The organism is Acinetobacter sp. KB005 (assembly GCF_049949095.1).
GTDB classification, from domain to species: domain Bacteria; phylum Pseudomonadota; class Gammaproteobacteria; order Pseudomonadales; family Moraxellaceae; genus Acinetobacter; species Acinetobacter calcoaceticus.
Map to the genome: position 1 here is coordinate 3,338,888 of NZ_CP188191.1, position 12,541 is coordinate 3,351,428.

A 12,541-nucleotide genomic window follows, 5' to 3' on the forward strand; every position below is an offset into this window, starting at 1 on the left:
AACAATAGAAATATCTATTTTCTGTATTACTTAGGCTAAATATGTCCCAATCATATATTGCACCTGTAGAGTTAGAAAAAGCTTATCGTTTGTTAAATCATGGCCCAACTGTACTTGTCTCTGCTCAGCATGGAAATGACCGAAATGTAATGGCAGCCGCTTGGGCATGTGCACTAGAACTCACCCCAGCCAAAGTAACCGTTGTTCTCGACAAAAGTACTAAAACTCGTCAGCTTGTTGAGCAAAGTGGTTATTTCACCCTACAAGTTCCCTGCTATACGCAGCTCGATATGACCCATCAACTTGGTACAATTAGCAAATTAGATGATCCACAAAAACTTGAACATTGCGGTGTCGAGCTCTTTTATCAAGAAGGTCTTACCAGCCCATTAGTATCTGGTTGCATCGCATGGCTCGTATGTAAACTTATTCCTGAACCTCACAATCAGTCAGCGCATGATTTATTTATTGGTTCTGTTGTCGGTGCTTGGGCAGATAGTCGTGTTTTCCGAGACGGGCATTGGCACTTTCAAGATGCACCAAAAGAGCTTCGAAGCTTGCACTATATTGCTGGCGGAACATTTTATTTAATTGGTGAGCAAGTTAAAGCTGATCTCTAAACATAAAAATATAGTTTTTATCTTTTCGAAATGTATTGAATTGAATTAAAACCAGAAAATTACGATTGCAAAAAACCGCATAACAATTGCGGTTTTTTGCAATGAATTTCATTATTTAAAAAGCTAATGCTTAAACTTGGGTAACTTCACGAGCAATCACTAAACGTTGAATATCCGAAGCGCCCTCATAAATCTGGCTCACTCGAACATCACGATAAATTCGCTCAACAGGAAAATCACTCACATAGCCATAGCCACCATGAATCTGGATTGCATCAGAACAAACTCGCTCAGCCATTGTAGAAGCAAACAGCTTTGCCATTGAGGCTTCTTTTAAACAAGGTAGTCCCTCATCTTTCAAAGTTGCCGCATGTAGAACCAACTGATGTGCCGCTTCAATCTGGGTTGCCATATCTGCTAAACGGAAACTTACCGCCTGATGCTGGACTAACTCTACGCCAAAGGCTTTACGCTCATTTGCGTATTGCACAGCGGCATCAAAAGCAGCTCGTGCCATACCAACCGATTGAGCAGCAATCCCAATACGACCAGCAGCTAAGTTTGATAAAGCAATTTTATAACCTTCACCTTCTTGGCCAACCAAATTCTTTAAAGGAATTCGGCAGTCCTCAAGGGTAATGGTTGCTGTGTCTGAAGCGTGCTGCCCCATTTTGTCTTCAATACGAGTAACTAAGTAACCTTCTGTATTGGTCGGAACAAGGAAACACGAGATCCCTTTTTTGCCCGCTTGTTTATCAGTTACTGCAAACACCAGAGCTACTTGAGCATTTTTACCGCTGGTAATAAATTGCTTTACGCCATTAAGTACCCACTGGTCCCCATCTTGCTCAGCTTTACATAAAATCGCACTGGCGTCAGAACCAACATGTGGCTCAGTTAAACAAAAGCACCCTAACCATTCACCCGATGCAAATTTTGGTAAATAGGTCTGTTTTTGCTGTTCTGAACCATATGCCAATGTAATACCGCAAACCAATGAGTTTTGAACACTTACAATTGTCGAAATGGCACCATCACCTGCGGCAATTTCTTCAATTGCGAGCACTAAAGATACATAATCCATTCCTGCACCACCCCATTCATCTGGAACGGTCATACCCATTGCCCCCAAAGCACCTAAATCTTTTAATTCCTGAGCAGGAAACTCATGGGTTTTATCCCGATGAGCAGCTGTAGGTTTTAACTGATTTTGCGCATAATCACGCATCATCTCCTGAACCATACTTTGTTCAGCACTTAAAATCATTTCAACATCCTTATTTTTATTATTTTGCTGCCATACGAATTGCACCATCCAAACGGATGACTTCACCATTTAAATATGAATTTTCAGCAATATGCCCAACTAAACGAGCAAACTCTTCTGGCTTTCCTAAACGAGACGGATACGGCACCATTTGTCCCAAAGCATCCTGAACATTTTGTGGCATACCTTTAAGCATCGGAGTTTCCATAATTCCCGGTGCAATCGTCATAATTCGAATGCCATGTCGCGCAAGCTCACGAGCAATTGGCAATGTCATGGCAACAATAGCGCCTTTAGATGCTGAATAAGCTGCCTGACCAATTTGACCATCAAATGCTGCAACTGAGGCTGTGTTTACAATTACACCTCGGTCCTCGTCCCCTGCTTCAACTGTATTTTTACTCATCGCATCTGCCGCAAAGCGCAGCATGTTAAATGTACCTGTCACATTAATTTGCAGAGTCTTTGAAAATAACGCCAAATCATGTACACCTTCACGGCCAACCACTTTAGCCGAAGGGCCAATACCCGCACAGTTAACCAAACCATGCAAACTGCCATGTTTGACCAATACATCCTTAAAGAACTGTTCAGCAGCAGCTTCATCGGTTACATCAAGTTTTACAAAGTCAGCTTTTGGCCCTAATTGTTTCGCTTGCTGCTCGCCTGCTTCTACATTCATGTCTACCAATGTGACAGAGGCACCTTGCTTTACCAAATATTCAGCTGTTGCAGCACCTAAACCAGAGCCACCACCTGTAATCACGAAATGTTTCCCTTGAATTTTCATTATATAACGTCCTATAGAAATGTTCTTTAAACTTAGTAGTGAGAGTAAAAGTTGTTGTTTTCCGATACAATTTCAAAAAGCCTCAAAATGTTTGCAGCTTTTGATCAATCCAAATTTTAAATATGAAATATTTCACTTGAAATATATGAAGAAAATATGAGTCTTTGACATGGTTGTCCAATCTTCTTTAAGTAAAGGAACAATTTCAATTGCACTGGTACATGAAGCACTGGGTGCTGCTTATGCCAAAGGGCTAAATACTCAAATAATTCTAAATAAAGTTGGAATTCCTGCCGAATTACTGATGTCTCCCAAAGCACGTGTGCCTGTTACAACATATGCGCAACTATGGATAGAACTTGCCAATGCCATGAACGATGAATTTTTTGGTATGGATAGCCACCCTATGCGTCGAGGTAGCTATAAATTACTTACTAAACTTGTCAGTACGGCGGAAACTTTAGAAAAGGCGCTTTACGATATTTTGAAGTTTTTTAACTTTATTTTGGATGATCTACAAGGTGAATTAATTCGGGACCAGCAAAAAGCCTATTTGGTCATTCGTGATCGTGAACAACCCAAACGTATGTTTACCTACGCAACTTTTTTAATGTTAGTGCATGGACTCATGTGCTGGTTAGTTGACCAGCGAATTGGCTTGAATAATATATCGCTACGTTGTCCTAAACCCCAAGATATTCAGGACTATTTCGTACGTTTTGGTGAAGATATAAAATTTAATGCCGAGATAAATCGCGTTGAATTCGATGCTCACTATTTAGATATTAAAATTAAAAAAGATAAAAAAGCACTTTATGATTTCTTAGAGCAAACACCGCAAAATCTTTTAGTTCGCTTTAAAAATGAAAATGCACTGAGCCTTCTTATTCGTCGTCATTTATTGAAACTTCATCCCGCACAATGGCCCGAACTTAAAGATGTTGCACAACAACTCAATATTTCTGAAGCTACAGTTCAACGCCGACTGAAACATGAAGGCGTCAGCTACCAGCAAATTAAAAATGAAATTCGCTATGATATTGCTGTTGAACGTTTAAGTAAAACCAACGATTCAATTCAAGATATTAGTGAAGACTTAAGCTTCCAAGATCCAAGCGCGTTTCACCGTGCCTTTAAAAAATGGACTGGCGTCAGCCCAGGCGCTTATCGAAATAATTTAACTTCACACAAGCAATAATATAAATATCACAAGCTTAAAAAATAATGCTTAAGCTTATGATATTTATATCTTTTAAATTCAATATTTCAGATAAGTACATTCCTTAAAACTCAATAATTACTATAAAAACAGTGAGTTATAATTTTATCTAAACTTTTATCTTTCAATCTGATTTATAAATCAAAATAACTAAGTTTGTAAGTCATCAAACCCATGGAAGGATGATCTATTATTTATTCTGGTCCTATTTTTATTATGTCTTTAAAACCAAAATTTTTTCTAACAAAAACTTTGTTAGCATCAACATTGGGGTTTGTATTTGTTTCATCTGCATTTGCAGCAGTTCCAACCACACTTAAACTTGATTATGCCTACTATGCACCAACCAGCTTAGTCGTAAAAGATCAAAAACTTCTCGAGAAAGCACTTCCAAATACTCAAATTAAATGGGTTTTTAGCCAAGGCAGTAACCGCTCGCTAGAATATCTCAACAGCAATAGCATCGATTTTGCGTCTACCGCTGGGTTAGCAGCTGTATTAAGTCGAGCGAATGGCAGCCCAATTAAAACTGTTTATGTACAAAGCCAGCCAGAATGGACCGCTCTTGTGGTGTCAAAAGACTCACCAATTAAAAATCTAAAAGACTTAAAAGGTAAGAAAATTGCAGCAACCAAAGGCACAGATCCGTTTTTATTTACCTTACAGGCATTAGACACAGTAGGCCTAAGTAAACGCGATGTACAACTGGTTCATTTACAGCATCCTGACGGAAAAACTGCATTAGAACGTGGTCAAGTAGATGCTTGGGCTGGGCTTGATCCCTTAATGGCTGCGGCTCAAATTCAGTCAGGCGCCAAATTACTTTATCGTAATGTTGGATTTAACAGCTATAGCGTACTGAGTGTTAAAGAAGACTTTGCAAAGCAAAGTCCTGAAGCGGTTGAAGCAGTGATTAAAGCCTATGAACAAGCCCGAAAATGGGCAAAAGCTAATCCTGATAAAGTGGCAGCACTTTTAGCTCAAGAATCAAAACTTCCCCTACCTGTGGCTAAACTACAATTGAGCCGAACCAACTTTGATCAAAGCATTCCATCGGCAACTCAAGCACAAGCACTGAAACGTTCGGGGAAAATTTTGACAGAAGAAGACTTGGTTAGAAAAGGCACCAACGTCAATCAAGTGGTTGACCAGTTGTTAGACCCACGTTTTGCTCAAAAAGTCGTGAAATAATATATGAGTGATTCATTTAACAAAGCTGAGCTAAATCACTTCTTAGCTCAGCAAGCTTTAAAATCTCAAAAAAAGCATTTAAACAATAAATTTACACGTTGGTTTAAAGCACTGCTCATTCCCGTAATCTTTTTAGTGGGTTGTGAGTTTTTAGTCAGAAATGGCTACGTCGATGCTTATTTACTACCCGCGCCAAGTAGTTTGTGGCAATCTTTTTTGGATTTAGCTCACAGTGATCTTTTTGCCCATATTTATATTAGTACATGGCGTGTTTTAGTAGGTTTCATTGTAGGGGGTGGTTTAGGGTTAATTTTTGCAATTTGGGTTGGATTAAGTAAAGAAGCCGAAGCGTATTTGGAACCAACCTTTTCAGCAATTAAATCAATTCCAAGTCTTGCATGGATTCCATTGTTATTACTTTGGTTAGGAATTGATGAAGGTTCTAAAATTACGCTGATTGCAATCGGTGCTTTTTTTCCAACCTATACCAATACAGTTGCAGCGATTCATAACGTAGATAGAAAGCTTATTGAAGTTGGAAAAGTTTATCGGCTCAATGCTTTTCAACGTATTGTATCGATTATTTTGCCGGCAGCATCTCCGGGAATTTTAACCGGTTTACGTAACAGCTTAAGCTTATCGTGGATGTTTATGATTGCAGCTGAACTGATTGCAGCCACTCAAGGAATCGGTTATTTATTAAGTGATGGTCGAGAAACATCCCGCCCTGATATTGTCATTATTGCGATTATTTTATTAGCCCTATTGGGTAAAGTAACGGATAGCTTAATGAAACTTATAGAAAACTGGTTATTACGTTGGCGAGATACGCTACAAAAATAACTTTAAATCCAGCACGCCAAAGTGACTCGATCATTTTGGCCGTAGTCTTGAATGGTTTTAATTTCACTAAAACCATGCTCAGCAAATATATTTCGAACGGCCTGTCCCTGATCATAACCATGTTCAAGTGCAATCCAGCCTTGTGGTTTTAACCAGTTTTTCCCTTGAGCAATAATAATTTCAATATCAGCTAGACCCTGCTGATCTGCGACCAATGCACGGCGTGGTTCTGTTGCCAAAGCTTGCATGTGTTCATCTTCAGGGTCGATATACGGCGGATTAGAAACAATTAAATCAAAATTCTGTGGTTCCAGTGCATCAAACCAAGCACTGCAAGCAAATTTTACTTGTTGTAAACCATGGGTTTGCGCATTTTCTTTTGCAACTTCTAAAGTAGGTGCATAAATATCAGTTGCCGTTACTTGCCAATCTGGACGCTCACTCGCTAAAGCAAGTGCAATTGCACCTGTCCCCGTTCCCAAATCAACAATATTTGCATTCTTTGGCAAATTTAGATTTAAAACGGTTTCAACTAAAACTTCGGTATCAGGTCGTGGCACTAAAGTATCGGAAGTTACTTTTAAATCCAGCGTCCAAAATGGCTGTGAACCTGTTACATAAGCTAAAGGTTCACCATTTTGAATACGCTCAAGCCCAGCCAAGTAGTTTTGCTCTTGCTGGACAGTTAACTCTTGCTCAAGTTTAAACTTTAATTCAAGCGAATTGATTTTTAGAAAATGCTCAAGTAACCAAGCATTTTCCTGACGTTCATAACTGTCAGGCTCACCCCGAATTGCAAGCGCTTGAGCAATGTTCATTAGCCGCCATTTTCCTGAGCAAGCATTGCAAGCTGATCTGCTTGATATTCACGATGCAAGCTATCAAGTAATTCAGTTAAATCACCTTCCATAATGGCATCTAACTTATATAAAGTGAGGTTAATACGGTGGTCAGTCATACGACCTTGTGGGTAGTTATAAGTACGGATACGTTCAGAACGGTCACCAGACCCTACTAAGTCACGACGCATTTCAGAAGTTGCTGCATCCGCCGCCGCACGTTTTGCATTTTCTAAACGCGATACCAAAAGAGCCATCGCTTTAGCTTTGTTTTTATGCTGTGAACGTTCTTCTTGGCACTCAACTACTGTACCTGTTGGAATGTGGGTAATACGTACCGCCGAATCCGTTTTGTTAATGTGCTGACCACCTGCACCAGAGGCACGGTAAGTATCAATACGCAAATCTGCTGGGTTAATCTCGACATTTGTATCGACATCAATCTCAGGCAAGATTGCAACTGTACAAGCCGATGTATGCACACGACCTTGTGACTCAGTTGCAGGTACACGTTGCACACGATGCGCACCACTTTCAAACTTCAAGCGGCCATACACACCATCGCCATCTACACGGCAAATGACTTCTTTAAAGCCACCATGCTCACCTTCATTTTCAGAAAGTACTTCTATACGCCAATTTTGTGTCTCGGCATATTTACTGTACATGCGGAATAAGTCACCAGAGAAAATTGCAGCCTCATCACCACCCGTTCCGGCGCGAATTTCTAAATAAGCTGCATTAGAATCATTTGGATCTTTTGGAATCATCAAAATATTAAGCTGGCTTTCTAACTCTCCAAGCAACGCTTTATTCGCTTGAATTTCTTCTTCTGCCATATCTTTAAAGTCAGGGTCAGACTTCATCAATTCAGCAGTTTCAATATCTTCTTCTGCTTGACGGTATTTGCCCCAAACTTCGGTAATTTCAGATAAATCACTATGTTCACGAGACAATTTACGGAAACGTTTGTTATCGGAGATGACTTCCACATCTGCAAGCAACGCGGTAAGTTCTTCATGTCGATCACAGAGTTGATCAAGTCGTAAACGGAGTGACGCTTTCATAAGAGGAAATATCTCAAAAGTCCAAAAAGCTTATCGAACGCTATGTAAATATAGAAGATAAGCAAAATCGTAAAAATAGCGCATAGTTTACAGATTATGCCGCTCAAATGACATATATAATCAGCCAATTCATCAACTTTCACAGTAAGTGGCAACTTATAAATATAATGATTTCAGATGAGATTTATTTACTCGCCTATAATTTAGCTTTTTTTATAGAAATTAATACGTCACCTTTTTACCCAATAAAGCAATAGAGGCTTTATTCATAAAACCTCTTTACCATGTCTATTTATTTTAATTTTTCTAATAATGTTTTACCCACCAGAACAGCCGAGGCTGGGTTTTGTCCTGTAATAAGTTCATGGTCTACCACTACATTTGGAGTCCAAGCATTCGTATTACTTTGATATTTACCACCAATTGACTGTAATGCCGTTTGTGGGTAGAACTTCATTTCACCACCTTTTAACAAAGCCTTCGCTTGTTCTTCTTCTTGGTTACTAATCACAGTCATCCGATAGTTCTTATAAATCCACTCTCCAGTTTTTACGGTTTTGCCTTGCTCAAGTTGCTGAACGACTTCAGAAGCATTAGGTAATGTTGACATCAAAGCTATAGGACCATGACAAACTAATGCTGTAGGTTTTCTAGCTTTATGAAAAGCTGTCAGAACTTTCCCAAGCTGTTTATCTTTTAATAAATCTTGCATAGGTGCATGTCCACCTGGAATATAAATAGCATCAAACTGATCAATACCAATTTGCTCAATACGAGACAGGCTTAAAACTGGAGAATCTTGAGGTGATGTTAACTTAAGGTCATGCAATAAACCCGCATATTGCTTTAATGCCTTTTCGTCTTGATTAAAGTACATCGCACTATTTGATGACTCATCTAACTTCGGGGCTTTCCCTTTTGGTGTAGCGAAAGTTACTGTGTGCCCTGCATCTAAAAGCATTTTTGTAGGCTGCATCAACTCATTTAAATAAAAGCCTGTTTTAAAAATATGACCATTTTTTAGCTCTAACTGCCCCTCATCAGACAATACAACTAATACATGAGCAGCATTTGCACTTAATGCTGCTGAAGCGGTAACTACTGCAAGCATTATTTTATTTAGAGAATTCATCATTCAACCTTCATTCCAGCCTGTGCTAGATTTATAACTAGGATGGATATATTCTATTTTTGCCAACAAGGTAGAAAAAAAACCACATTTACAAATCTTTTTTGCGTTTGAGGACAAAATGTCTCGTCAATTTGACCATCTTGCCGATGTTGAAGTGTTTTTAATTGTGGCTGAAAAGCTTTCTATTAGTGCAACTGCAATTCATTTGTCTACTACACCTTCAGTCATTAGTAGAACAATTACACGGCTAGAGAAAAAGTTGGGTATCCAGTTTTTTAGAAGAACTACTCGGCATTTAAGCTTGACTGAAGCAGGTCAACTTTATTATGAGAAAATGCAGCACGCCTTTCAGCTAATTGACCATGCAGAACGTGTGGTTCAAGGTGAACAACTGCAAATTTCTGGAAAAATCAAATTAAGCGTTCCTACAACTTATGGACACTATCGCTTACCACCGTTATTAGAAAAATTTCTTTTGCAATATCCAGACATTCAAATTGAGGTCAGCATCTCTAACCGAAATGTTGATTTAATTGCTGAGGGTTTTGATTTAGCCATTCGCCAAGGCCATCTTCCTAATAGCTCTCTTGTGGCAAGACCACTCGAACTTGCCCCTCTTCAACTGGTTGCTTCACCAAATTATTTAAAGCGCGTAGGTATTCCTCAAATCTTAGAAGAATTAAATCATCACCAATGTATTGCCTTTGAATTGCCAAGTAGTGGCAAGATAACCCCATGGTTCTTTAAAGATGTAGATCAAGAAATTCAGTGGACACCAACAAATCGGATTTTAGTAAAAGAAGATATTTTAGGCGTAGTTTCTCTTGCTGAAAGTGGATTAGGGATATGTCAGAGTTACAGCTTTATTGTTAATGAAAAAATTCGACAAGGAAAATTACAACCTTTACTGGAGAGTTATGCAGGCCACACTCGTCCCTTCTCTTTACTGTACGCACAACATAAACATATGTCTTCTGCCACAAGAGCTTTGATCAATTTTCTCTGTTCAGATGGCGAATAATGAACTCATTAAAACTAAATGAGACTCATATTTATCTATATGAGTATTAAACATTCTATTTTAATAGAAAACATACAAACCTGACACTAAACTACAATAATGAATTGATGGTTCTCCATATTTTAAGAAACGTGTTTTGTTACATTTGCCGTAACAAAAGATATAGGGTCCTGCTGCTAAGGACACGGAGTAAAAAATGAAATTAAATGCTTGGTTATGTAGCGCTGTTTTAGCAACTTCTATGGTTACTGTAGCTCATGCTGACAATACAACACATGTAGCAGCCGCTTCTGCTTTAGGCAGTGTCGCTGGTACTGCAATTGGTAAAAGCATGGGTGGTACATCTGGCGCAACAATTGGTGCTGCTTTAGGTGGTGCTGGTGGTGCAGCAGTTGCAAGTGACCGTCGTCACCGCACAGAATCTGCGATTGGCGGTGGTTTAGGTGGTGGTGCTGGTTATACCGTTGGTAGAAGCATGGGCGGTACAAATGGTGGTTACGTTGGCGCTGCGTTAGGTGCTGCGGGTGGTTCTGCTCTAGGTAATAAGATTTCTAAAGACCGTGATGCTGACAGATCTTCTAAGCACTGGAAGAAAAAACACCGTCGTCATCACTAATCAAATTTGATGAAACGTTACTAAGCACCTTCGGGTGCTTTTTTATTAGGATCAACAAATATTCACCATCTCTCTTTTGCTCAGGATTTATCCACAAATTAATAGAAACAATACAAACAGACACAAAACTAGCGTATCGCCTTTGGGGTTCTCCATAATTATCACGAAATTTTTGATTACATTTATCTCAAGATAAAAATACTGTCCTTCTCAGTAAAAAGGACATGGAGCTGCAAGATGAAAATGAATATTTGGTTAGCTAGTGCATTAATTGCAACATCGTCTATGGTGACAGTTGCACATGCAGATAATGGTACCCGTGTTGCTGCAACCTCTGCATTAGGTAGTGTGGTTGGTACAGCAATTGGTAAAAGCATGGGTGGCACAACAGGCGCTACAATTGGTGCGGCTTTAGGTGGTGCTGGTGGTGCAGCCGCAGCGAGTGACCGTCGCAATCGTACAGAAGCTGCGATTGGTGGTGCTTTAGGTGGTGGAGCTGGTTATACCGTCGGTAAAAACATGGGCGGTACCAACGGTGGTTACATCGGTGCTGCGGTAGGTGCTGCTGGTGGTTCAGCGCTAGGTCGTAAAGTTTCTGAAGATCGTGACTACAATGATCGCTATGATCGTGGTAGTCGTTATGATCGAGATGATCGTAGATATGACGATGGCGACCGTCGTTACTATAAAGGTGGTCATCGCCGTCATGACAATGGTTTACATCGCGGCTGGTACAAAAACCGCTAATTCATATATGAATCAAAAGAGCACCTTCGGGTGCTTTTTTATTGAGAGATAAAACCTAATATCGAAAAAAAACGATATACATTAATCCCTATATATCGTAGTATTTCGATATATCCTTATTCGAGAATATCGCATGCGATCACTTCAAGATACCAAGTTTTCAATTTTGGAACTTGCTCCTATTCGTAATGATAAAACCATCGAATTTTCGTTACGTCACGCATTAGAATTAGCACAACATGCAGAGAAACTAGGTTATGAACGTTTCTGGCTTGCAGAACATCACAACATGGATGGAATTGCGAGCTCTGCTACGGCTGTCTTACTCGGTTTTATTGCAGCACATACACAGCATATTCGCTTAGGTTCAGGCGGAATTATGCTTCCTAACCATGCTCCTTTAGTTGTCGCAGAACAATTTGGAACACTTGCTACTTTATATCCAAATCGTATTGAACTGGGTTTAGGCCGTGCTCCTGGTACAGATCAACTCACCATGCGAGCTTTACGTCGTGGGCATCAAGAAACAGAAGATCAATTTCCAAGAGATGTTGTCGAAATCCTAAAATATTTTGATGTACCGCAAGCAGGACAAAAAATTATTGCAACGCCAGGGCAAAATACACATGTGCCTGTTTGGTTACTTGGATCTAGCCTTTTTAGTGCGCAATTGGCTGCAAAACTTGGTCTACCCTACTCATTTGCGTCGCATTTTGCACCACGTATGTTAGGTCAAGCCATCCAACTCTATCGTGAGAACTTTGAGCCTTCTGCTTATTTAGATAAACCTTACGTTTCTATGGGTGTACCTGTTGTTGTAGCAGAGACTGATGAAGAAGCACAGTTTTTAGCAACAAGTGCATACCAACGTGTATTAGGCTTAATTCGTGGTGAAAGCTTAAAGCTGAAACCACCGGTTGAATCAATGCAGGGACTCTGGAATACAGCAGAAGAGCTTTCCGTTGAAAACTTCTATGCAATGGCACAGATTGGCTCGGTTGAGACTGTTCGCACTGGTTTACAAAAACTTTTAACGACATACGATGTTGATGAATTTATTTTTACATGTGATATATACGACACAGCGAAGCGTCTAGACAGTTTTACGCAACTCATGAATGTAAAAACAGAACATTAAAACTCGACTTGATTTTCCCATACTTGAATTGATTTCGAGTATGGGATGACC

At 39.6% G+C, this 12,541-nt stretch carries 13 protein-coding genes; 8 read left to right on the plus strand and 5 right to left on the minus strand.

The window, feature by feature from the left end:
* Window positions 1-41: 41 nt before the first annotated feature.
* Window positions 42-620 carry a flavin reductase family protein gene (locus ACPF64_RS15975; RefSeq protein WP_426454480.1) on the plus strand — a complete coding sequence of 193 codons (579 nt, stop codon included), beginning with the start codon at window positions 42-44 and terminating at the stop codon, window positions 618-620.
* A 130-nt stretch (window positions 621-750) separates the two neighbouring features.
* On the opposite strand, the gene ACPF64_RS15980 is transcribed toward ACPF64_RS15975, so the two are convergent.
* Complete coding sequence (locus ACPF64_RS15980; protein WP_198077694.1) at window positions 751-1,887, minus strand: acyl-CoA dehydrogenase family protein; 1,137 nt, start codon at window positions 1,885-1,887, stop codon at window positions 751-753.
* A 19-nt stretch (window positions 1,888-1,906) separates the two neighbouring features.
* Complete coding sequence (locus tag ACPF64_RS15985) at window positions 1,907-2,677, minus strand: 3-hydroxyacyl-CoA dehydrogenase (RefSeq protein WP_209831082.1); 771 nt, start codon at window positions 2,675-2,677, stop codon at window positions 1,907-1,909.
* Window positions 2,678-2,846: 169 nt separating this feature from the next.
* Between ACPF64_RS15985 and ACPF64_RS15990 the strand changes: the two genes are divergently transcribed.
* From ACPF64_RS15990 to ACPF64_RS16000, 3 genes are all read left to right on the plus strand, one after another.
* Window positions 2,847-3,875 carry an AraC family transcriptional regulator gene (locus ACPF64_RS15990; RefSeq protein ID WP_426454483.1) on the plus strand — a complete coding sequence of 343 codons (1,029 nt, stop codon included), beginning with the start codon at window positions 2,847-2,849 and terminating at the stop codon, window positions 3,873-3,875.
* 237 nt (window positions 3,876-4,112) lie between these two features.
* Window positions 4,113-5,087: an aliphatic sulfonate ABC transporter substrate-binding protein gene (locus ACPF64_RS15995; protein WP_426454485.1), complete on the plus strand. Its 975-nt coding sequence runs from the start codon at window positions 4,113-4,115 to the stop codon at window positions 5,085-5,087.
* A 3-nt stretch (window positions 5,088-5,090) separates the two neighbouring features.
* Complete coding sequence (locus ACPF64_RS16000; RefSeq protein WP_426454487.1) at window positions 5,091-5,930, plus strand: ABC transporter permease; 840 nt, start codon at window positions 5,091-5,093, stop codon at window positions 5,928-5,930.
* Window positions 5,931-5,932: 2 nt separating this feature from the next.
* On the opposite strand, the gene prmC is transcribed toward ACPF64_RS16000, so the two are convergent.
* The 3 genes from prmC to ACPF64_RS16015 all read right to left on the minus strand — a co-directional run bounded on the left by prmC (window position 5,933) and on the right by ACPF64_RS16015 (window position 8,968).
* Entirely contained in the window at window positions 5,933-6,748 is an 816-nt protein-coding gene (gene prmC / locus ACPF64_RS16005; RefSeq protein ID WP_426454489.1) for a peptide chain release factor N(5)-glutamine methyltransferase, read from the minus strand.
* Complete coding sequence (prfA, locus tag ACPF64_RS16010) at window positions 6,748-7,836, minus strand: peptide chain release factor 1 (RefSeq protein ID WP_003652455.1); 1,089 nt, start codon at window positions 7,834-7,836, stop codon at window positions 6,748-6,750. The genes prmC and prfA overlap by 1 nt, the downstream gene beginning before the upstream one ends.
* 292 nt (window positions 7,837-8,128) lie before the next feature.
* Window positions 8,129-8,968: a type 1 glutamine amidotransferase domain-containing protein gene (locus tag ACPF64_RS16015; protein ID WP_426456161.1), complete on the minus strand. Its 840-nt coding sequence runs from the start codon at window positions 8,966-8,968 to the stop codon at window positions 8,129-8,131.
* Window positions 8,969-9,086: 118 nt separating this feature from the next.
* Between ACPF64_RS16015 and ACPF64_RS16020 the strand changes: the two genes are divergently transcribed.
* From ACPF64_RS16020 to ACPF64_RS16035, 4 genes are all read left to right on the plus strand, one after another.
* Window positions 9,087-9,989, plus strand: a complete 903-nt coding sequence (locus ACPF64_RS16020) for a LysR family transcriptional regulator (protein ID WP_426454492.1) — start codon at window positions 9,087-9,089, stop codon at window positions 9,987-9,989.
* Window positions 9,990-10,185: 196 nt separating this feature from the next.
* Window positions 10,186-10,605: a glycine zipper domain-containing protein gene (locus tag ACPF64_RS16025; RefSeq protein WP_005039626.1), complete on the plus strand. Its 420-nt coding sequence runs from the start codon at window positions 10,186-10,188 to the stop codon at window positions 10,603-10,605.
* A 237-nt stretch (window positions 10,606-10,842) separates the two neighbouring features.
* Window positions 10,843-11,352, plus strand: coding sequence for a hypothetical protein (locus ACPF64_RS16030; RefSeq protein ID WP_005039624.1), 510 nt, complete (start codon window positions 10,843-10,845; stop codon window positions 11,350-11,352).
* A gap of 133 nt (window positions 11,353-11,485) precedes the next feature.
* Complete coding sequence (locus tag ACPF64_RS16035; RefSeq protein ID WP_080027404.1) at window positions 11,486-12,490, plus strand: LLM class flavin-dependent oxidoreductase; 1,005 nt, start codon at window positions 11,486-11,488, stop codon at window positions 12,488-12,490.
* Window positions 12,491-12,541: the final 51 nt, after the last annotated feature.

Coding starts and splice junctions, on each gene's coding strand:
- ACPF64_RS16030 (WP_005039624.1), top strand. CDS start 10,843: ATGAAAATGAATATTTGGTTAGCTAGTGCATTAATTGCAACATCGTCT.
- ACPF64_RS15975 (WP_426454480.1), top strand. CDS start 42: ATGTCCCAATCATATATTGCACCTGTAGAGTTAGAAAAAGCTTATCGT.
- ACPF64_RS15980 (WP_198077694.1), bottom strand. CDS start 1,887: ATGATTTTAAGTGCTGAACAAAGTATGGTTCAGGAGATGATGCGTGAT.
- ACPF64_RS16020 (WP_426454492.1), top strand. CDS start 9,087: ATGTCTCGTCAATTTGACCATCTTGCCGATGTTGAAGTGTTTTTAATT.
- ACPF64_RS16015 (WP_426456161.1), bottom strand. CDS start 8,968: ATGAATTCTCTAAATAAAATAATGCTTGCAGTAGTTACCGCTTCAGCA.
- ACPF64_RS16025 (WP_005039626.1), top strand. CDS start 10,186: ATGAAATTAAATGCTTGGTTATGTAGCGCTGTTTTAGCAACTTCTATG.
- prmC (WP_426454489.1), bottom strand. CDS start 6,748: ATGAACATTGCTCAAGCGCTTGCAATTCGGGGTGAGCCTGACAGTTAT.
- prfA (WP_003652455.1), bottom strand. CDS start 7,836: ATGAAAGCGTCACTCCGTTTACGACTTGATCAACTCTGTGATCGACAT.
- ACPF64_RS15985 (WP_209831082.1), bottom strand. CDS start 2,677: ATGAAAATTCAAGGGAAACATTTCGTGATTACAGGTGGTGGCTCTGGT.
- ACPF64_RS16000 (WP_426454487.1), top strand. CDS start 5,091: ATGAGTGATTCATTTAACAAAGCTGAGCTAAATCACTTCTTAGCTCAG.
- ACPF64_RS15995 (WP_426454485.1), top strand. CDS start 4,113: ATGTCTTTAAAACCAAAATTTTTTCTAACAAAAACTTTGTTAGCATCA.
- ACPF64_RS15990 (WP_426454483.1), top strand. CDS start 2,847: ATGGTTGTCCAATCTTCTTTAAGTAAAGGAACAATTTCAATTGCACTG.
- ACPF64_RS16035 (WP_080027404.1), top strand. CDS start 11,486: ATGCGATCACTTCAAGATACCAAGTTTTCAATTTTGGAACTTGCTCCT.